This is a genomic window from Thermus kawarayensis JCM 12314, assembly GCF_055393575.1.
Map to the genome: position 1 here is coordinate 209,038 of NZ_AP043756.1, position 17,251 is coordinate 226,288.

General features: G+C 69.0%; 18 protein-coding genes and 1 pseudogene. 13 read left to right on the forward strand and 6 right to left on the reverse strand.

Features of this window, described 5'->3' with window-relative positions:
* Nucleotides 1–44: 44 nt before the first annotated feature.
* The 3 genes from ACZ5RK_RS01485 to ACZ5RK_RS01495 are packed head-to-tail and all read left to right on the forward strand — an operon-like array spanning nt 45 to nt 1,942.
* Nucleotides 45–800, forward strand: coding sequence for an FAD:protein FMN transferase (locus ACZ5RK_RS01485; protein WP_464909396.1), 756 nt, complete (start codon nt 45–47; stop codon nt 798–800).
* Nucleotides 801–810: 10 nt separating this feature from the next.
* Nucleotides 811–1,350, forward strand: a complete 540-nt coding sequence (locus ACZ5RK_RS01490) for a DUF2271 domain-containing protein (RefSeq protein WP_464909397.1) — start codon at nt 811–813, stop codon at nt 1,348–1,350.
* Complete coding sequence (locus tag ACZ5RK_RS01495) at nt 1,328–1,942, forward strand: PepSY-associated TM helix domain-containing protein (protein ID WP_054647837.1); 615 nt, start codon at nt 1,328–1,330, stop codon at nt 1,940–1,942. Before ACZ5RK_RS01490 ends, ACZ5RK_RS01495 begins: the two co-directional genes overlap by 23 nt.
* Before the next feature lie 19 nt (nt 1,943–1,961).
* Here ACZ5RK_RS01495 and ACZ5RK_RS01500 read toward each other — a convergent pair whose 3' ends face one another.
* The gene (locus ACZ5RK_RS01500; RefSeq protein ID WP_464909398.1) at nt 1,962–2,456 is read right to left on the reverse strand and encodes a chlorite dismutase family protein; all 495 of its coding nucleotides are present in this window, start codon (nt 2,454–2,456) and stop codon (nt 1,962–1,964) included.
* A 4-nt stretch (nt 2,457–2,460) separates the two neighbouring features.
* Nucleotides 2,461–3,213: a hydrogen peroxide-dependent heme synthase gene (hemQ, locus tag ACZ5RK_RS01505; protein ID WP_464909399.1), complete on the reverse strand. Its 753-nt coding sequence runs from the start codon at nt 3,211–3,213 to the stop codon at nt 2,461–2,463.
* 43 nt (nt 3,214–3,256) lie between these two features.
* On the opposite strand from hemQ, the gene ACZ5RK_RS01510 reads away from it, so the two are divergent.
* The 3 genes and pseudogenes from ACZ5RK_RS01510 to ACZ5RK_RS01520 all read left to right on the forward strand — a co-directional run bounded on the left by ACZ5RK_RS01510 (nt 3,257) and on the right by ACZ5RK_RS01520 (nt 8,780).
* Nucleotides 3,257–4,312 carry a mechanosensitive ion channel family protein gene (locus ACZ5RK_RS01510; protein WP_464909400.1) on the forward strand — a complete coding sequence of 352 codons (1,056 nt, stop codon included), beginning with the start codon at nt 3,257–3,259 and terminating at the stop codon, nt 4,310–4,312.
* A 10-nt stretch (nt 4,313–4,322) separates the two neighbouring features.
* Nucleotides 4,323–6,574, forward strand: a pseudogene (locus ACZ5RK_RS01515) (hypothetical protein).
* Between the two features lie 64 nt (nt 6,575–6,638).
* Complete coding sequence (locus tag ACZ5RK_RS01520; protein ID WP_464910098.1) at nt 6,639–8,780, forward strand: RelA/SpoT family protein; 2,142 nt, start codon at nt 6,639–6,641, stop codon at nt 8,778–8,780.
* 66 nt (nt 8,781–8,846) lie between these two features.
* Here ACZ5RK_RS01520 and ACZ5RK_RS01525 read toward each other — a convergent pair whose 3' ends face one another.
* Together ACZ5RK_RS01525 and ACZ5RK_RS01530 are read right to left on the reverse strand one after the other, a co-directional pair.
* A complete protein-coding gene (locus tag ACZ5RK_RS01525; protein ID WP_054647515.1) occupies nt 8,847–9,227 on the reverse strand; it encodes a secondary thiamine-phosphate synthase enzyme YjbQ in 381 nt (126 codons plus the stop codon).
* Nucleotides 9,227–10,018 carry a class I SAM-dependent methyltransferase gene (locus ACZ5RK_RS01530; RefSeq protein ID WP_054647514.1) on the reverse strand — a complete coding sequence of 264 codons (792 nt, stop codon included), beginning with the start codon at nt 10,016–10,018 and terminating at the stop codon, nt 9,227–9,229. The genes ACZ5RK_RS01525 and ACZ5RK_RS01530 overlap by 1 nt, the downstream gene beginning before the upstream one ends.
* Before the next feature lie 34 nt (nt 10,019–10,052).
* Between ACZ5RK_RS01530 and ACZ5RK_RS01535 the strand changes: the two genes are divergently transcribed.
* The 3 genes from ACZ5RK_RS01535 to ACZ5RK_RS01545 are packed head-to-tail and all read left to right on the forward strand — an operon-like array spanning nt 10,053 to nt 12,459.
* Nucleotides 10,053–11,099, forward strand: a complete 1,047-nt coding sequence (locus ACZ5RK_RS01535; RefSeq protein WP_464909401.1) for a glucose-1-phosphate thymidylyltransferase — start codon at nt 10,053–10,055, stop codon at nt 11,097–11,099.
* Nucleotides 11,099–11,986, forward strand: a complete 888-nt coding sequence (locus ACZ5RK_RS01540) for a biotin--[acetyl-CoA-carboxylase] ligase (protein WP_464909402.1) — start codon at nt 11,099–11,101, stop codon at nt 11,984–11,986. The genes ACZ5RK_RS01535 and ACZ5RK_RS01540 overlap by 1 nt, the downstream gene beginning before the upstream one ends.
* A gap of 47 nt (nt 11,987–12,033) precedes the next feature.
* Nucleotides 12,034–12,459: a DUF2203 family protein gene (locus tag ACZ5RK_RS01545; RefSeq protein ID WP_464909403.1), complete on the forward strand. Its 426-nt coding sequence runs from the start codon at nt 12,034–12,036 to the stop codon at nt 12,457–12,459.
* On the opposite strand, the gene ACZ5RK_RS01550 is transcribed toward ACZ5RK_RS01545, so the two are convergent.
* Nucleotides 12,410–12,802 carry a metallopeptidase family protein gene (locus ACZ5RK_RS01550; RefSeq protein ID WP_054647894.1) on the reverse strand — a complete coding sequence of 131 codons (393 nt, stop codon included), beginning with the start codon at nt 12,800–12,802 and terminating at the stop codon, nt 12,410–12,412. The genes ACZ5RK_RS01545 and ACZ5RK_RS01550 overlap by 50 nt on opposite strands.
* Nucleotides 12,799–13,212 (reverse strand): 23S rRNA (pseudouridine(1915)-N(3))-methyltransferase RlmH, encoded by a 414-nt coding sequence (locus ACZ5RK_RS01555; RefSeq protein WP_464909404.1) that lies wholly within the window; start codon nt 13,210–13,212, stop codon nt 12,799–12,801. Before ACZ5RK_RS01555 ends, ACZ5RK_RS01550 begins: the two co-directional genes overlap by 4 nt.
* A gap of 138 nt (nt 13,213–13,350) precedes the next feature.
* Between ACZ5RK_RS01555 and ACZ5RK_RS01560 the strand changes: the two genes are divergently transcribed.
* The 4 genes from ACZ5RK_RS01560 to ACZ5RK_RS01575 all read left to right on the forward strand — a co-directional run bounded on the left by ACZ5RK_RS01560 (nt 13,351) and on the right by ACZ5RK_RS01575 (nt 17,251).
* Nucleotides 13,351–14,454 carry a thiamine pyrophosphate-dependent dehydrogenase E1 component subunit alpha gene (locus ACZ5RK_RS01560; RefSeq protein ID WP_464909405.1) on the forward strand — a complete coding sequence of 368 codons (1,104 nt, stop codon included), beginning with the start codon at nt 13,351–13,353 and terminating at the stop codon, nt 14,452–14,454.
* A gap of 9 nt (nt 14,455–14,463) precedes the next feature.
* A complete protein-coding gene (locus ACZ5RK_RS01565; protein WP_464909406.1) occupies nt 14,464–15,438 on the forward strand; it encodes an alpha-ketoacid dehydrogenase subunit beta in 975 nt (324 codons plus the stop codon).
* Between the two features lies 1 nt (nt 15,439).
* The gene (locus tag ACZ5RK_RS01570) at nt 15,440–15,646 is read left to right on the forward strand and encodes a 2-oxoisovalerate dehydrogenase (RefSeq protein ID WP_464909407.1); all 207 of its coding nucleotides are present in this window, start codon (nt 15,440–15,442) and stop codon (nt 15,644–15,646) included.
* Between the two features lie 240 nt (nt 15,647–15,886).
* Nucleotides 15,887–17,251, forward strand: a complete 1,365-nt coding sequence (locus ACZ5RK_RS01575) for a dihydrolipoamide acetyltransferase family protein (protein ID WP_464909408.1) — start codon at nt 15,887–15,889, stop codon at nt 17,249–17,251.

The window sequence follows — 17,251 nt, forward strand, 5'->3', positions numbered from 1 at the left end:
CCTCGCTAACGTCCACCTAACCGCCCGGCCTTACCCTCCCTTCCATGGGCCGGTACGGGGCCAGGTGGGAAGGGGTCCTGGGCAGCTTTCTGGAGGTGCAGCTCCTCGCCCCCCCTTGGCGGGCCCAGAAGGCCTTCCAGGCGGTTTTGCGGGAGGTGGAAAGGCTGGAAGGGATCCTGAGCCGCCACCGGGAAAGCGAGCTCACCCGGCTGGTGCGCCAAGGAGGCGGCCGCCCAAGCCCGGAGATGCGGGAGGTGCTCCTTGCTGCCAAGAGGCTCCAGGAGGCCACGGGCGGGGCCTTCCACCCGGCGCCAAGGGAGGGGGGAGAGGCCCTGCGGTTCCTGGAGGAGGAGGTGGAGGTCCTCGCCCCCCTGGACCTGGACGGCCTGGCCAAGGGCTACATCGCCGACAAGGCCGCCGAGGCCGCCCTTAAGGCGGGGGCCAGGGCCGCCCTGGTGAACCTGGGCGGGGACCTTGCCCGGAGGGGCCCCGGGCGCGCCGAGGTCCTGGTGGAGGACCCCCTGGGCCCCGACAACGCCCGCCCCGCCTTCCGCCTTTGCCTGGAGGAAGGAGGGGTGGCCACCAGCGGGGTGCGCCACCAGGGAAGCCACCTCCTGGACCCCCGCACCGGGAGGCCCGCCTTCGGCCTCCAGGCCACGGTGCTGGCCCCTTCCGCCCTCTTGGCGGACGGCCTCGCCAAGGCCCTCTTCGTCCTGGGGGAGGCGGCCTGGCCTTTGCTTCGGGCCTTTGGCGCCAAGGGGGTCCTCTTTAGCCCCGCTGGCCCCGTGGAAGGCCCATAAGGAGGGAAGGATGCTCAAGCGCTACTACAGCCGGAGAAGCTTTCTCAGGGTGGTCTCGGGAACCCTGGCCCTGGGCCTCGCCCGGGCCCAGGCGGGGAAGCCCTGGCCCCAGGGGTTCCAGCTCCAGGTGGCCTTCGCCTACCAGGGCGGGGGCTTCCGCTACCGGGCCCCCTACGTGGCGGCCTACGTGGAGGACGAGCGGGGCAACCTGGTGAGGACCCTGGCCCTCTTCCTCATGCCGGGGAAGGGGGAGAGGTGGTGGGACGCCCTAAGGCGCTACTACCTTTTAGGGGACCTGCAGGCCATGCGCACCCTCTCCGGCCCCACCCGCCCCCCAGGGCGGTACACGGTGGCCTGGGACGGCAAGGACGAGAGGGGAAGGCCCGTGCCCCAGGGCCCCTACTACGTCTGCGTGGAGTACGCCCGGGAGCACGGTCCCTACGAGCTTTTCCGGGAAAAGGTGGAACTTTTGGACAAGCCCTTCCAGCGGGCCTACTCCCTTAAGGGGGAGCTCCAGGAGGTGGCCCTTGACTACGGCCGGAAAGCCTAGGCCCAGGGCCCATCCCTGGCGGAGTCGGCTTTACACCCTAAGCCGCACCCTGCACCTTTACCTCTCCCTCCTCGCCTTCCTCACCCTTCTCTTCTTCGCCGTCACCGGCCTCACCCTGAACCACCCGGAGTGGTTCGGGGAGGGAAGCCCGAGGAAGTCTTCCGGCACCCTGCCCGGGGCCCCCTATGGGGAGGGAAAGGGCCTGGACTGGCTCCGCCTGGCGGAGGACCTGCGGGCCTTGGGCCTTAGGGGGCAGGTGGCGGACCACGGGGAAAGCGGCGGGGAGGCCTGGATCTCCTTCCGGGCCCCAGGCTACGCCGCCGACGCCCAGGTGGACCCCCAAACGGGGGCCTACCGGCTGGTGGTGACGGAACACGGCCTGGTGGCCCTCCTCAACGACCTGCACAAGGGAAGGGACACAAGGGGGGGCTGGAAGGTCTTCCTGGACCTCTCCGCCCTCTTCCTGGCCCTGGTGAGCCTCACGGGACTTCTTCTGGGAGTGATCCTCCCCAAGACCCGGAAGGCCGCCCTCCTCACCCTGGGGGTGGGCGCCCTGGGCTTTGTCGCCTTGGCCTTATGGGCCTCCCTTTAGGGGCCCGAAGGGGGCTTCCCTACCCCAGGTCGTCCAGGGCTTCCCGGAAGCCTCGAGGCACCCCCAGGTACCCCCCCTCCTCCACGGCCAGGGGGAAGAGGGCCTCCAGGGGGCCTTCCACCAGGGCCACCTGCCGCCCGGAAAGGAGGCGGGCCCCCACCGGAGGGGAAGCCTCCAGGCCAAAGGGGAAGACCGCCAGGGCCCCTTCCCCCGGCCCACCCTCCCCCCGGTCCAGGAAGAGGCCCACGGGCTCCAAAAAGCCCAGCATCCGGGCCCGGTGCATCTCCCGGCGCAGGGCCTGAAGGGCCTTGGGGTCCTGGGCTCCCTGCCAAAGGAGGAGGTCCGCCTCGGCGGAAAAGCCCACCAGGCTGTAGGCGGCGAGAAACCCTCCCTTGGCCTGCCAGCGGGCAAGGAGAAGGGAAAGCTCCTCCTTCAGGTGCTCCTGGTGCTCGGCCTCGAGGCGGCGGAACTCGGGGAGGAGGCGGAAAAGCCCAAGGGCCCAGAAACGCTCCATACCCCTAGCTTACGCCCAGGAAGCGGGCGAGGGCCTCCTCGCCCAGGTACCTGCCCACGAAGAAGGGCCCAAACTCGCCGTAGCGCGCCGAGACCTCGTCAAAGCGCATCTCGTAAACGATCTTCTTGAACTGGATGGGGTCTTCGCTGAAGAGGTCCACCCCCCATTCCCAGTCGTCCAGGCCCTGGGCCCCGCTGATGACCTGCAGGACCTTGCCCTGGTACTTCCTGCCCGTCTCCCCGTGGGCCTTCATGAGCCGGGCCCGCTCCTTGGCGGGGAGCAGGTACCAGTTGTCCCCTCCCTGGCGCTTCTTGTTCATGGGGTAGAAGCAAACGTACCCCCCCTTGGGCACCACGGGGGTGAGGCGGGGCTTGACGTAGGGGGACTCGGGGTCCAGGGGCTTCTCCTGGCTTCCCAGCTCCACCACCGAGTAGAAGCCGTAGGCGGGGAGGAGGTACTGGGCGAAAAGGCTCCCGTTGAGGGCCCTTTCCAGCTCCAGAAGCTGGTCCAGGGTTTCCCGGAGGTTGAGGAAGAGGAGGTCCGCCTTCTGGGTCACCACCTGGTAGACGCCGAAGGACCCCTGCCCCGCCTCCTCCGCCTTTCGCCACTGGGCCATGAGGTCCAAAAGCTCTTCCCAGGCCGCCCGGCGTTCCTCCGAGGGGGCCTTTCGCCAACGGGGGAAGTCCAAACGGCGGAAGTCGTGGAGGACGTGCCAGCCCTCCAGGGTGTAGGTGGGCTCAGGCAGGTGGCCTTCCATACCCCTCACTATAAGGCCCGGGGGCCTTGGGTATAGTGCTCCCATGGCGCCTTGGCTCCAAGCCCTCCTCGCCCTCCTGGTGGCCTGGCTCCTGGGCCGGTACGGGGCCAGACTCCTCGCCGCCTTGGGCCGCCTCACCCCCACGGACAAGGACGACCGCTTCTTCCGCGCCCTGGGCCTCCTCTGGTGGGGGGTGGTCCTCCTCCTTCTGGGGAGCTACCTGGCCCACGCCCTGGGCCTCCCCCACGAGCCCTTCCGCTCCTGGGGAAAGGGGATGGCCGCCTGGCTTGGGGAAAGGGGGCTTTCCGCCCTGTCCATCCTGGCCCTCGCCTTCCTGGGCTACCGCCTCATCCCCATCCTCCTCCGGGGGCTTCCCTCCCCCGAAGGGGTCCACACCCGGGAGGCCGTGCGGCGGCGCACCCTGAAGGTGGTGTCCGAGTCGGTCCTCAAGGGGGCGGTCCTCCTCCTGGGGGGGCTTCTGCTCCTCTCCAACCTAGGCCTGAACGTCACCGCCCTCCTGGCGGGGGCGGGGGTGGCGGGCCTCGCCCTAAGCTTCGCCGCGCAAAACCTCCTCCGGGACTTCATCAACGGCTTTTTCATCCTCCTGGAGGACCAGTACGGGGTGGGGGACATCGTCCAGATAGGCGGGGTGGGGGGACAGGTGGAGCGCTTCACCCTGAGGCTCACCGTGCTCCGGGACCTGGAGGGCCGGGTCCACTTCATCCCCAACTCCGAGGTGCGCCAGGTGACCGTCCTCACCCAGGAGTGGAGCCGGGCGGTGGTGGACGTGGGGGTGGCCTACAAGGAGGACCTGGACCGGGTTTTGCAGGTCTTCCGGGACGAGGTGGCGCGCTTCTCCCAGGACCCCGAGTGGCAGGACCGCTTCACCGCTTCCCCGGAGGTCCTGGGCGTCCAGAACCTGGCGGACTCCGCGGTGGTCATCCGGGTCCTCTTCAACACCAAGCCCGCAGAGCAGTGGGCCGTGGCCCGGGAGTTCCGCCGCCGCATCAAGAACCGCCTGGACCGGGAGGGCATAGAGATCCCCTACCCCCACCTCAAGCTCTACCTGGGGGAGGCGCTCCGGCTGGAAAGGGGGTAGGCTAAAGGGGATGCGGGACATCCACGGGGAGATCCTGGAGGCCCTCCGCCCCCACCTGGGGCCCCGGGCCCATGCGGTGCTGGACGAGGGGCTGAAGCGCCTGGGCAAGCGCCCCTCCGAGCTCACCCCCAAGGACGGGGAGACCCTGCTCAAGGGCCTCGTCTTCCGCGAGCTCCAGGCCCGCCTGAGCCCAGGGGAGGCCAGGCGGGTGGTGGAGGAGGTCCTCTCCCGCCTCAAGGAAGAAGCCCCCGGCCTCGAGGCCCTGGAGGAGGCCCTTAAGCGCTTCGGCCTCTACGTGGACTGGCCGGAGGTGGCCCGCTTCCGGGCCCTTCTAAACCGCCTCCGCCAAGAGCCCGACCCCAGGCTCTTCCGCGAGGCCCAGGGGCTTTTGGAGGCCCTGGAGGAGAAGCTGGAGGAGGCCCTCCTGCGCCAGGCCAAGGACCTGGCCTACTTGGAAGAGAGCCTGGAAAGGGTCCGGCACCTGGGGGGGCCCAAGGTGCGCAGGCTGGAAAGCCTGGTGGACATGGTGCGCCAGGCCCAGGCCGAGGGCCTCCTGGTCCAGGCGGAGGTGGAGCGGGCCAGGAGGCTGGCCCTGGACCTGCGCAAGCTCCTGGAGTCCAGCGTGGCCCGGGCCCCCACCCTGCCGGAGATGGTCTTTGAAACGGCGGAGGAGGCTCCCAAGCACCCCACGGATGTCTTCCTCACCGTGGAGGAGGCGGGGGAGCTGGAAGGGGAGCTGGTCATAGACCTCGAGGCCCTCCCCGAGGAGGCCGCCCAGCGGCTCCAGGCCCTGGAGGTGGAGGAGGAAAGGCGGAAGCTGGAGGGGCTCCTCTCCCGCTACGCCCCGCTCCTGGAGCAGTCCACGGTGAGCCCCCTCCTTTCCGAGGTGGAGGCCCTCCTTGAGGCGGGAAGGCCCGCCGGGGAAAAGCTTCTTCTCCTGGAGAAGGCCTTCCAGGAGGCCGAGGCCGACCTGAGGGCGGAAAGGCGGGCCAGGCTCATCCAGCTTTCCGAGGCCCTCCGGGCCCTTCCCCTCCCCCAGGAGGCCAAGGCCCCCCTGGAAAACGCCCTGGGGCTGGCGGAGGAGACCCTGAGGGAGGGGGGCCTCCCCGACCTCCTTCCCCTGGAAGGGGAGCTTCGGCGCCTGGAGGAAGAGGCCAGGCGCTTGGAGGAGGAGGCCAGGCGCCTGGAAGGGGAGCGGGAGGCCCTGCGGCAAGAGCTTAAGGAGCGGGGCGGGGCCTTCCTCCCTCTCCTAAAAGAGCTCCAGAGCCTTTCCCCGGAGGCCCTTCCCGAAAGGCTTCCCGAGCTGAAGGCCCGCTACGCCGCCCTCCTCAAGGCCCAGGGGGAGGAGGCGGCCCTAAAGGCCAAGATGGCGGAAGCGGCCCAGGCCCTGGAGGCCCTGAGGGGGGAGGCCCAGCGCCTTGGCCTGGAAGGGCTATGGGCCGAGGCGGAAAGGGCCCTCCAAGAGGGGAACCTTCAGGGCCTCGAGGCCCTGCGGAAGGCCTTGGGAGAGGCCAGGGCCCAGGCCAGAGAGCTGGCCCTGGAGGAGCTCGCCCGCCTCCAGACCCTGGCGGAGCGCTTCCGGGGCTTCGGGGGGAGGGGCTCCTACGGGCCATTGAGGAGGAGAAGGCCAAGCCCGAGCCCAACCCCGCCCCCATCGCCCGGGCCCTCCAGGCTCTGAAGAGGCGGCTGGAGGCCAAGCGGGAGGAGCTTCTCACCCGCCTCACCGCCTTTTTCCAGACCTACGCCCGCCTCCAGGGCTTCCAGAGCGATACCGGCCGCCGCCTCAGGCCCCTTCTTTCCGTGCTGCAAAGGGCCAAGGAAAAGCTTCCCCGCCTGGGGCCCAAGGGGCTTCTCCAGGTGGAAGGCACCCTGGCCCAGGCGGAAGCCCTCCTCAAGGAGCTGGAGAAGGAGGCGGAGGCGGCCAAGGCCGTGCTCCAGGAACTCGGGGGGGCGGACCTGGAGGCCCTCCTGGGGGCCTTGGACGGAGGCCCCCCTACCCCCCAGGGCCTGGACCGCCTCCGCCTGCCCGGGGTGGAGGCTTTAGGCCACCTGGAGGAAGGGGAGCTCCCCCTTCCCAAGGAGCCCCTCCTCCGGCTCAAGGAGGCCCTGGACCGCCTGGACGAGGCCCTCGCCCAAAGGCGGGGCCCCGCGGCCTTGGTCTTCGGGGAAAAGGCCCTGGTCCTCGCCCCCTTTAGGGGAAAGACCCTGGTGGCCCTCCTGGAACGGTCGGCCCTTTCGGCCTTCCTCCTGGAGCTCTCCTGAAGGGGATTGGGCGGGTGCTACACTAAAGGTAGTGGTCGTCCGCGAAGCCCTTTGGGAAAACCTGATGGCGCACCTCTCCTACCTGTCCCCCGAGGAGCGGGAGAGGGTCCATAGGGCCTACCTCTTCGCCGAGGAGGCCCACCGGGGCCAGCTGCGAAGAAGCGGGGAGCCCTACATCACCCACCCCGTGGCCGTGGCGGCCATCCTGGCCTCCTTGCACATGGACGCCGACACCCTGGCCGCGGGCCTCCTCCACGACACCATAGAGGACTGCGGGGTCTCCGGGGAGGAGCTGGAACGGCGCTTCGGCCCCACCGTGCGCCGTCTGGTGGAGGGGGAGACCAAGGTCAGCAAGCTCTACAAGCTGGCCAACCTCGAGGGCGAGGAGAAAAGGGCCGAGGACCTCCGCCAGATGTTCATCGCCATGGCGGAGGACGTGCGCATCATCATCGTCAAGCTGGCGGACCGCCTGCACAACCTCCGCACCCTGGAGCACATGCCCCCCGAGAAGCAAAGGCGCATCGCCCAGGAAACCCTGGAGATCTACGCCCCCCTGGCCCACCGCCTGGGCATGGACCAGATCAAGTGGGAGCTGGAGGACCTCTCCTTCCGCTACCTCCACCCGGAGGCCTACCAGGGGCTCCTCTCCCGCCTCCAGGAGACCCAGGAGGCCCGGGAACGCCTGGTGCGCCGGGCCACGGCCATCCTGGAGGAGGCCCTGAGGCGGGACGAGCTCCTGCAGACCCAGCTCAAGGGCTTTGAGGTCACGGGCCGCCCCAAGCACCTCTACTCCATCTGGAAGAAGATGGAGCGGGAGGGCAAGGCCCTGGAGCAGATCTACGACCTCCTGGCGGTGCGGGTGGTCCTGGACCCCAAGCCAAGCCCCAAAGAGGAGGACGTGAGGGAAAAGCAGGTCTGCTACCACGTCCTGGGCCTGGTCCACGCCCTCTGGCAGCCCATCCCCGGCCGGGTGAAGGACTACATCGCCGTGCCCAAGCCCAACGGCTACCAGAGCCTCCACACCACGGTCATCGCCCTGGAGGGCCTGCCCTTGGAGGTGCAGATCCGCACCCAGAAGATGCACCGGGTGGCGGAGTACGGCATCGCCGCCCACTGGCTCTACAAGGAGGGCCTCACCGATCCCGAGGAGCTCAAAAGGCGGGTCTCCTGGCTCAGGAACATCCAGGAGTGGCAGCAGGAGTTCTCTAGCTCCCGGGAGTTCGTGGAGGCGGTGACCCGGGACCTTCTGGGGGGGAGGGTCTTCGTCTTCACCCCCAAGGGAAGGATCATCAACCTCCCCAAGGGGGCCACCCCCGTGGACTTCGCCTACCACATCCACACCGAGGTGGGGCACCACATGGTGGGGGCCAAGGTGAACGGGCGCATCGTCCCCCTCTCCTACGAGCTCCAGAACGGGGAGATCGTGGAGATCCTCACCGCCAAGAACGCCCACCCCTCCAAGGGCTGGCTGGAGTTCGCCAAGACCCGCACCGCCAAGAGCAAGATCCGCCAGTACTTCCGCGCCCAGGAGCGCCAGGAGACCCTGGAAAGGGGCCAAAAGCTCCTGGAGCGCTACCTCAAGCGCAAGGGCCTCCCAAGACCCGCAGACAGCCAGCTGGAGGAGGCGGCCAAGCGCCTGGGCCTCACCCCTTCCCCCGAAGAGCTCTACCTGGCCTTGGCCCTGAACCGCATCACCCCCCGGCAGGTGGCGGAAAAGCTCTACCCCAAGGCCCTCCTCAAGCCGGAGAAGCCCAAGGCCACCCCCAAGAACCAGTGGGGCATCCGCCTGGAGCAGGACCTGGAGGCTCCCATCCGCCTGGCCTCCTGCTGCGAGCCCATGAAGGGGGACAGCATCCTGGGTTTCGTCACCCGGGGCCGGGGGGTGACGGTGCACCGGGCGGACTGCCCCAACCTCCGCCGCCTCCTCCAGGGCCCCGAGGCCGACCGGGTCCTGGGGGCCTACTGGGAAGGGGTGGGGGGGAAGGTGGCCACCCTGGAGGTCTTGGCCCAGGACCGGGCCGGGCTCCTCCGGGACGTGATGCAGGTGGTGGCCGAGGCGGGGAAAAGCGCCCTGGGCTCCGAGACCCGCATCCTGGGCCCCTTGGCCCGCATCCGCCTCCGCCTTACGGTGCAGGACGGGGAACGGGAGGCCTTAGTGGAGGCCCTGAGGGGGGTTAGAAGCGTCCAAGAGGTGCGCTGGGTGTAGCCCCCTGCCTGGGTTCTGCGACGCGAAGGCCTCTATCTAAAGGCCTAGGAAAGCCCTTTTGGGGCCTTAAAGAAGGCGCACCCAGACCTCCCGGGTCCTGGGGCCGTCGTACTCCGCCAGGAACACCTGCTGCCACCGCCCGAGGACCAGGCGCCCTCCCTCCGCCGGCAAGAGGAGAAACGGCCCGGTGAGGAGGCTTTTCAGGTGGGCGTGGGTGTTGCCCTCGGCGTGGCGGTCCTTGGGGTGGACACGGGGAACAAGCTCCGCAAGCCGCGCCAAAAGGTCGTGGGCCACGTCGGGGTCGGCCCCCTCCTGCACGGTAAGGCCGCAGGTGGTGTGGGGCACGAAGAGGTAGACCAGGCCGGTGTGCCCTTCCAGAATCCCTTCCACCGCCTGGGTGAGGTTCACCAGGCCCTCTTTGGGGGTGCGGACATAGATCTTCTTCATCAGGAAAGGCGGGAGGTGCGCAGGAAAAAGCGCTTTTCCACCGGGAAGGGGCGGTCCAGGTCGCCGAACTCGGCCTCGGCCCAGGCCCAAAGCCTGGACATGGCCCTTTCGTGGACCTCCTGGGGCACGGCGTGGGTGAAGGAGTAAAGCCTTTCCTGCAGGGCCTCGAGGGCCTCCCGGGGGGTACGCTCCTCCCGCCAGGCCACCACCTCCCGGGTCTTGGGCCTGAGGCCCAGGCGCCTTAAGGCCTCCTCCACCTCCGCAAGCCGCCTGCCGTGGGTCCCCCGGACCACGGGAAACCCCTCCTCGGCCACCAGGGCCTGCCACTTCTCCTGGAGACGACACTCGGCCTCCGCCTCCACCCGGTCCCACCCCTCCAGGAGGACCCCCCCTGGCTTCAAGACCCGCAGGGCCTCGGCCAGGGCCCTGGGCCAGTCGGGGAGGAGGTGCCACAGGTGGACCACGATCACGGCGTGGACGCTCTCGTCGGGCAGGGGGATCTCCCGGGCATCCGAAAGGAGAAGGCGCACCTTGCGCATGACCCCGGCGGCCTTTTGCCGGAAGACCTCCAGCATGGCGGGGTCGGCGTCCAAGGCGATGTACCGGTAACCCCGGGCGATGAGGGGGAGGGCGATGCGCCCCGTGCCCACGCCGAGCTCCAGGAAAACCGGCTCCTCCCCCCGGGTCTGGAGGGCGTGGCTCAGGGCCGTGGCGATCCGCCCGGCCACCTCGGGCGGGTAGGCCCGGAGGCGGTCGTAGGCGTAGGCCACCCGGGTGAGGGCGTTGGACATCTCCCCCCTTATTGTACGGGGTATACTCCCAGGCATGAAGGGACTCATCCTGGCCGCAGGCCGCGGCACCCGGCTTCGCCCCCTCACCCACACCCGGCCCAAGCCGGTGATCCGGGTGGCGGGGCGGCCCATCATCCACTACGCCGTGGACAACCTCTTGGCCGCCGGGGTGGAGGAGATCGGGGTGGTGGTCTCCCCGGAGACGGAAAAGGACCTCCGCGAAGCCCTAGGAGGCTACCCGGTGCGCTACATCCTCCAGGAGGAGCCCCAGGGCCTGGCCCACGCCGTGGCCGTGGCCCGGGAGTTTTTGGGAAGCAGCCCCTTTGTGCTCTACCTGGGGGACAACCTCTTCCAGAAGGGCATCGGCCGCTTCCTCCAAGCCTTCCGGGAAGGGGTGAGCGCCGTCTTGGCCCTGGCGCGGGTGGAAAATCCCCGGCAGTTCGGCGTGGCGGTGATGGAGGGGGAAAGGATCCTCCGCCTTCTGGAAAAGCCAAAGGACCCCCCCTCGGACCTGGCGGTGGCGGGGGTCTACGTCCTCGGCCCGGAGATCTGGGAAAGCATAGAGGGCCTCAAGCCCTCGGCCCGGGGGGAGTACGAGATCACCGACGCCATCCAGGGCCTCATTGACCGGGGGAAGCGGGTGGTGGGGGTGGAGGTGGAGGGCTGGTGGAAGGACACCGGCCGCCCCACCGACCTTCTGGACGCCAACCGCCTCCTCCTGGAGGAGCTTTCCCCCCGGGTGGAAGGGGAGGTGGAGGCGAGCCAGCTCACGGGCCGGGTGGTGGTGGAGAAGGGGGCGAGGGTGGTGAAGAGCACGGTGATCGGCCCCGCCTTCATCGGGGAGGGGGCGGTGGTGGAGGGGGCCTACATCGGTCCCTTCACCTCCTTGGGGCCGGGGGTGCGGGTGGTGCGCTCGGAGGTGGAGTACTCCCTCCTGGAGGACCACGCCGTCCTCGAGGACGTGGCCTTGCGCCTGCAGGAGAGCATCCTGGGGGTGGGGGCCCAGGTGAAAAGCCGCCACGGCCTTCCCCGGGCCCACCGGCTCATCCTCGGGGACCTCTCCCAGGTGGAACTGGCCTGATGCCGGGGCTTCTCGCCCTCCTCACCGAGGCCTGCCAGAGCGGCGAGGCCCTGGCCGGGGCCTTGGGGGTGAGCCGGGCCGCCATCTCCAAGGAGGCGAGGAGGCTCCTCTCCGAGGGCTATCCCGTAGAGGTCTCCCGCCAAGGCTACCGCATCCTACCGGGCACCCCCCTCCCCCACCTCTTCCGGCCCCAGGGCCGCCTGGGAAGGCCTTACCGCTACCTGGGCCGGGTGGGGAGCACCCAGGACGTCCTCCGGGCCTGGGCGGAGGAAGGGGCCCCGGAAGGGGCCCTGGTCCTGGCGGAGGTGCAGGAAAGGGGGCGGGGTAGGCGGGGCAGGCGGTGGGAAAGCCGCCTGGGAGCGAGCCTCACCTTCTCCCTCCTCCTGAGGCCGGGCCTTCCCCTTCCCGCCCTGGGGCTCCTTCCCCTCCTCTCTGGCCTCGCCCTCTTTGAGGCGGTGGGGGTGGGGGGGCTCAAGTGGCCCAACGACCTCCTCGCCCCGGACGGCAGGAAGCTCGCCGGGGTGCTCCTGGAGGCCAAGGCCGAGGGCGAGGAGGTGGCCTACGCCCTCCTGGGGGTGGGGGTCAACGTGGCCTGGGCCCCGAAAGGAGCGGCCTTTCTCCGGGAGTTCGGCCCCTTTTCCCGGCGGGAGGTGCTGGAGGGGTTCCTCCTCAAGCTGGAAGCCCTCCTCCCCCTCCTGGAAACCCCCGAGGCCCTTCTCCTCCGCTACCGCCAGGCCTCCTACACCCTGGGCCGCCCCGTGCGGGTGCGCACGGCGCGGGGCGTAGTGGAGGGCGTGGCCGAGGAGGTCCTCCCCGACGGGAGCCTCCTGGTGGGGGGGGCGCGGGTGGGAGCGGGAGAGGTGGAGCTTCTGCCCCTTGTTGAGTAAGCCAGGCTTAGATTTTCCTCACCGTTTCTGCTAGGATGGGGGTAGGTATGTTCGCCCGCATCTTCACCAAGGAAGAGGCGGATGCCCTCCTGCCCGAGATCCACCGGGTCCTGGAGGAGATGCGCCAGAACCGCAAGGAGCTCCAGGAGGCCCAGAGGCGGCTTGCGGAGGCCCGGGGGATTGAGCGGAGAGCCCTGGAGGAGGAGGCCCGCTTCCTCCTGGGAGCCCTGGAGGCCGACGCCCGCTACCTGGCCTCCCTGGGGGTCTTCCTCAAGGACCTGGACCGGGGCTTGGTGGACTTCCCCGCCCGCGTTGGGGGCGAAGTGGTCTTCCTCTGCTGGCAGGAAGGGGAACCCGAGGTGGCCCACTACCATCCCCTCTCCGGGGGCTTCAAGGAGCGCAGGCCCTTGAAGGAGGAAAGCCCTACCCCTCCCCAGGAGGCCCGCCCCGGCGAAAGGCGGACAGGCGTTTAAGGTCCTCCCGCGCGAGGTCGTCCCGCCCCGCCAGGGACTCCAGGTGGTGCTTAAGCTCGTGGAGGAGGGTTTCCCACACCTCGCCCTCCCAGTCAAACCCCTCCCCCGCCACCTCCAGGAAGGAGCCGTAGTAGAGGGCGATGTGCCGCCCGAGGCCTTCAAATCCCCCAAAGGCCGAGGGCGGCCCCGGGTCCAGGTACTCCCCCAGGCGCCACACCCCCTCAAGCCCTGGCTCGGGCCTGGCCTCGGGGAGGACGTGCACCCCCTGGAGGCCTCTTTTGAAGTCCTCGGGGATCTCCTCCCAAAGCCTTTCCACCAGCTTCACAAAGGCCTTGTAGGTCATGGCCGGTGGTAGGGGTGCCCCGCCCTCAAGGTCAGGACGCGGTAGAGCTGCTCCATGAGGACGAGGAGGGCCAGCTCGTGCTGGAGGGTTAGGGGGGAGAGGGCGAGGAGGAGGTCGGCCTCCCGCCGCACCGCCTGGGGATGCCCCTCCGCCCCCCCCACCAGGAAGGCCACCCGCTCCCCCTCAAAGCCCCGGAAGAGGCGGGACAACTCCTCCGTGGAAAAAAGCCTTCCCCGCTCGTCCAGGACCACCTTGTAGTGGCCCTGGGCCCGGGAGAGCAGCTCCTCGGGCCGCTTCACAAAAAGAAGTTCCAAGGGGGCGTACCGCCCGATGCGCCGGGCGTACTCCTCCACACCCAAAGCGGCGTAGGCCAGCCTGGGCCTTCCCACCGCCACCACCCGCAGGCGCACAGCCCCATGCTAACGCGGGACCACAAAGGGGGTATACTCGGGGCGAAGGGAAAGTGGGCCCGACCCCCACCCCGAAGAGCCCAAGGCCCTTACCCAGGGCGGGCTTTCCGGCGCCAAAAGCGCCCAAGGAGGTGCCTCATGGTCAAGGACACCCACCGGTTTCAGCCCTTCACCCCCGAGCCCATAAGGCTCCTGGGGGAAAAGGGGGAGTGGCTGGGGGACTTTCCCCTGGACCTCGAGGAGGACAAGCTAAGAAGGCTCTACCGGGACATGCTGGCGGCCCGGATGCTGGACGAGCGCTACACCATCCTCATCCGCACGGGCAAGACCAGCTTCATCGCCCCCGCCGCCGGGCACGAGGCGGCCCAGGTGGCCATCGCCCACGCCATAAGGCGGGGCTTTGACTGGGTCTTCCCCTACTACCGGGACCACGGCCTGGCTTTGGCCCTGGGGATCCCCCCCAAGGAGCTCTTCGGCCAGATGCTGGCCACGAGGGCCGACCCCAACAAGGGCCGCCAGATGCCCGAGCACCCCGGCTCCAAGGCCCTCAACTACTTCACCGTGGCTAGCCCCATCGCCTCCCACGTGCCCCCGGCCGCCGGGGCCGCCATCAGCATGAAGCTCTTGCGCACGGGGCAGGTGGCGGTCTGCACCTTCGGGGACGGGGCCACCAGCGAAGGGGACTGGTACGCCGGGATCAACTTCGCCGCCGTGCAGGGGGCCCCGGCGGTCTTCATCGCCGAGAACAACCTCTACGCCATCAGCGTGGACTACCGCCACCAGACCCATAGCCCCACCCTGGCCGACAAGGCCCACGCCTTCGGCATCCCCGGCTACCTGGTGGACGGGATGGACGTGCTGGCCAGCTACTACGTGGTGAAGGAGGCGGTGGAGCGGGCCCGCAGGGGCGAGGGCCCGAGCCTGGTGGAGCTACGGGTCTACCGCTATGGCCCCCACTCCTCCGCCGACGACGACACCCGCTACCGGCCCAAGGAAGAGGTGGAGTTCTGGCGCAAGAAGGACCCCATCCTCCGCTTCCAGGGCTTCCTGGAGGCCCAAGGCCTGTGGAACCTGGAGTGGGAAGAAGACCTCAAGGAGGAGATCCGCGCTGAGCTGGAACGCGCCCTCGAGGAGGCGGAGAAGGCCGGGCCCGTGCCCCCGGAGTGGATGTTGGAGGACGTCCTCTCGGAGAAGCCCTGGCACCTCCTTCGCCAGGAAGCCCTCCTCAAGGAGGAACTTTAGGAGGTGGGTATGGCCCTCATGACCATGGTGCAGGCCCTGAACCGGGCCCTGGACGAGGAGATGGCCAAGGACCCCCGGGTGGTGGTCCTGGGGGAGGACGTGGGGAAGCGGGGCGGGGTCTTTCTGGTGACGGAGGGGCTTCTCCAGAAGTACGGACCCGACCGGGTCCTGGACACCCCCCTCTCCGAGGCGGCCATCGTGGGAGCCGCCCTGGGCATGGCCGCCCACGGCCTGAGGCCCGTGGCCGAGATCCAGTTCGCCGACTACATCTTCCCGGGCTTTGACCAGCTGGTAAGCCAGGTGGCCAAGCTCCGCTACCGCTCCGGCGCCCAGTTCACCGCCCCCTTGGTGGTGCGCATGCCCTCGGGGGGCGGGGTGAAGGGTGGGCACCACCACTCCCAAAGCCCCGAGGCCCACTTCGTCCACACCGCCGGGCTCAAGGTGGTGGCCGTCTCCACACCCTACGACGCCAAGGGGCTCCTGAAGGCCGCCATCCGAGACGAGGACCCCGTGGTCTTCCTGGAGCCCAAGAGGCTCTACCGCTCGGTGAAGGAGGAGGTGCCCGAGGAGGACTACACCCTTCCCCTGGGCAAGGCCGCCCTGAGGCGCGAGGGGAAGGACCTCACCCTCATCGGCTACGGCACGGTGATGCCCGAGGTCATGCAGGCGGCGGAGGAACTGGAGAAGGCCGGGGTCTCCGCCGAGGTCCTGGACCTAAGGAGCCTCATGCCCTGGGACTACGAGGCGGTGATGAACTCCGTGGCCAAGACGGGCAGGGTCGTCCTGGTCTCCGACGCCCCCCGCCACGCAAGCTTCCTGAGCGAGGTGGCGGCCACCATCGCCGAGGACATCCTGGACATGCTCCTCGCCCCGCCCCTCCGGGCCACGGGGTTTGACACCCCCTACCCCTACGCCCAGGACAAGCTCTACCTGCCCACGGTGACCCGCATCCTGGGAGCCGCCAAGCGGGCGCTAGACTACTGATATGCCGAGGGAAATCATCTTCTTGGTGGAAGAGGCGGAAGAGGGGGGGTTCGTGGCCCGGGCCTTAGGAGAAGCCATCTTCACGGAGGGAGAAACCTGGGAGAAGCTCGAGGAGATGGTGCGGGACGCGGTGCGGTGTCACTTTGGCGAAGAAACCCCCCCGATCATCCGCCTGCACTTCGTCCGCGAGGAGGTCTTGGTCCCGTGAAGCTTCCCCGCGACCTCACCGGGGAGGAACTCGTCCAAAAACTGGCCCACCTGGACTACCAGGTAGAACGGCAAACGGGAAGCCGCGTGCGCATGCTCTGGAAAGGAACACGCCGTCACCATACCCCTGCACCGGCCGCTGAAGGTAGGTACTTTGGCCGGAATCCTGAGGGCGGTGGCGGAGGCCCGCGGCGTAGACCGCAAGGCCCTTGAGCGCCTTTTGGACCTATAGAGGAGGAGTATGCCCAAGGAAATCCTCATGCCCGAGCTCGCCGAAAGCGTGGTGGAAGGCGAGATCCTCAAGTGGCTGGTGGAGGAAGGAGACTACCTGAAGAAGGACCAGCCCTTCGTGGAGGTCATGACCGACAAGGTCACGGTGGAGCTGCCCTCCCCTTACGAGGGGGTGCTCCTGAAGAAGCTGGCCAAGGAGGGGGAGGTGGTGAAGGTCCACGCCCCCATCGCCCTCCTCGCCGAGCCCGGGGAGGCGGTGGAGGGCGTGAAGGAAGCCCCTCCGGTCCAGGCGGTGGAGGAGCGCTCCATCGTGGAACCCGGCCTTCCCGCCAAGGAGGAGAAGGAGGACCTCTCCCTCTTCAAGCCGGACACCACCCAGGTGGCGGTGAAAAACCCCTTCCTCGCCGAAAAGCCCAAGGGGGAAACCAGGCCTCCGGGCCGGGTTCTGGCGGTGCCCGCCGCCAGGAAGCTCGCCCGGGAGCTGGGGATCCCCATTGAGGAGGTGCCGGGCTCGGGGCCTTTGGGAAGGATCAGGGTGGAGGACGTGCGGGCCTACGCCGAGGGGAAGAAGGCCCAGGCGGCTCCTCCTCTCAAGGCCGAGGGAGCGCCCCAGGCTCTTCCTTCCGGCTTCCCGCCCCCGCCCAGGTACGCCCCGCCCAAGGGCTATGAGCACCTGGAGGAGCGGGTGCCCCTTAGGGGCATCCGCCGCACCATCGCCCAGGGGCTCTGGCAGAGCCACCTCTACACGGTGCGCACCCTGAACGTGGACGAGGCCGACCTCACGGAGCTCGTCCACCTGCGCGAGCGCCTAAAGCCCGAGGCCGAGGCCCAAGGGGTCAGGCTCACCTACCTGCCCTTCATCGTCAAGGCCGTGGTGCGGGCCCTGAAGAGGTTCCCCGCCCTCAACGCCAGCCTGGACGAGGAGAGACAGGAGATCGTCTACAAGCGCTACTACCACATCGGCATCGCCGTGGCCACGGAACGGGGCCTCATCGTCCCCGTGCTGAAGGACGCGGACCGGAAGAGCGTCTTGGAGCTCGCCCGGGAGATCGCCGAGCTTTCCCAGAAGGCCCGGGAGGGGAGGCTCGCTCCGGAAGAGGTTTCGGGGTCCACCTTCACCCTCACCAACATCGGCTCCGTGGGGGCCACCCTGAGCTTCCCCATCATCAACCTCCCCGAGGCCGCCATCCTGGGGGTGCACTCCATCAGGAAGCGGCCCTGGGTCATGCCCGATGGCTCCATAAAGGCGCGGGACATCATGTTCCTCTCCCTCTCCTTTGACCACCGCCTGGTGGATGGGGCGGAGGCGGCCATGTTCACCCGGGAGGTCATCAGGCTCCTGGAAAACCCCGACCTGCTCCTTCTGGAAATGTAG

What these genes read in the sequence shown, in the direction of transcription:
- hemQ (WP_464909399.1), bottom strand. Translation starts at nt 3,213, where the DNA reads ATGGAAGGCCACCTGCCTGAGCCCACCTACACCCTGGAGGGCTGGCAC.
- ACZ5RK_RS01500 (WP_464909398.1), bottom strand. Translation starts at nt 2,456, where the DNA reads ATGGAGCGTTTCTGGGCCCTTGGGCTTTTCCGCCTCCTCCCCGAGTTC.
- ACZ5RK_RS01525 (WP_054647515.1), bottom strand. Translation starts at nt 9,227, where the DNA reads ATGAAGAAGATCTATGTCCGCACCCCCAAAGAGGGCCTGGTGAACCTC.
- ACZ5RK_RS01560 (WP_464909405.1), top strand. Translation starts at nt 13,351, where the DNA reads ATGGTCAAGGACACCCACCGGTTTCAGCCCTTCACCCCCGAGCCCATA.
- ACZ5RK_RS01530 (WP_054647514.1), bottom strand. Translation starts at nt 10,018, where the DNA reads ATGTCCAACGCCCTCACCCGGGTGGCCTACGCCTACGACCGCCTCCGG.
- ACZ5RK_RS01575 (WP_464909408.1), top strand. Translation starts at nt 15,887, where the DNA reads ATGCCCAAGGAAATCCTCATGCCCGAGCTCGCCGAAAGCGTGGTGGAA.
- ACZ5RK_RS01520 (WP_464910098.1), top strand. Translation starts at nt 6,639, where the DNA reads ATGGCGCACCTCTCCTACCTGTCCCCCGAGGAGCGGGAGAGGGTCCAT.
- ACZ5RK_RS01510 (WP_464909400.1), top strand. Translation starts at nt 3,257, where the DNA reads ATGGCGCCTTGGCTCCAAGCCCTCCTCGCCCTCCTGGTGGCCTGGCTC.
- ACZ5RK_RS01570 (WP_464909407.1), top strand. Translation starts at nt 15,440, where the DNA reads ATGCCGAGGGAAATCATCTTCTTGGTGGAAGAGGCGGAAGAGGGGGGG.
- ACZ5RK_RS01565 (WP_464909406.1), top strand. Translation starts at nt 14,464, where the DNA reads ATGGCCCTCATGACCATGGTGCAGGCCCTGAACCGGGCCCTGGACGAG.
- ACZ5RK_RS01535 (WP_464909401.1), top strand. Translation starts at nt 10,053, where the DNA reads ATGAAGGGACTCATCCTGGCCGCAGGCCGCGGCACCCGGCTTCGCCCC.
- ACZ5RK_RS01550 (WP_054647894.1), bottom strand. Translation starts at nt 12,802, where the DNA reads ATGACCTACAAGGCCTTTGTGAAGCTGGTGGAAAGGCTTTGGGAGGAG.
- ACZ5RK_RS01545 (WP_464909403.1), top strand. Translation starts at nt 12,034, where the DNA reads ATGTTCGCCCGCATCTTCACCAAGGAAGAGGCGGATGCCCTCCTGCCC.
- ACZ5RK_RS01540 (WP_464909402.1), top strand. Translation starts at nt 11,099, where the DNA reads ATGCCGGGGCTTCTCGCCCTCCTCACCGAGGCCTGCCAGAGCGGCGAG.
- ACZ5RK_RS01485 (WP_464909396.1), top strand. Translation starts at nt 45, where the DNA reads ATGGGCCGGTACGGGGCCAGGTGGGAAGGGGTCCTGGGCAGCTTTCTG.
- ACZ5RK_RS01490 (WP_464909397.1), top strand. Translation starts at nt 811, where the DNA reads ATGCTCAAGCGCTACTACAGCCGGAGAAGCTTTCTCAGGGTGGTCTCG.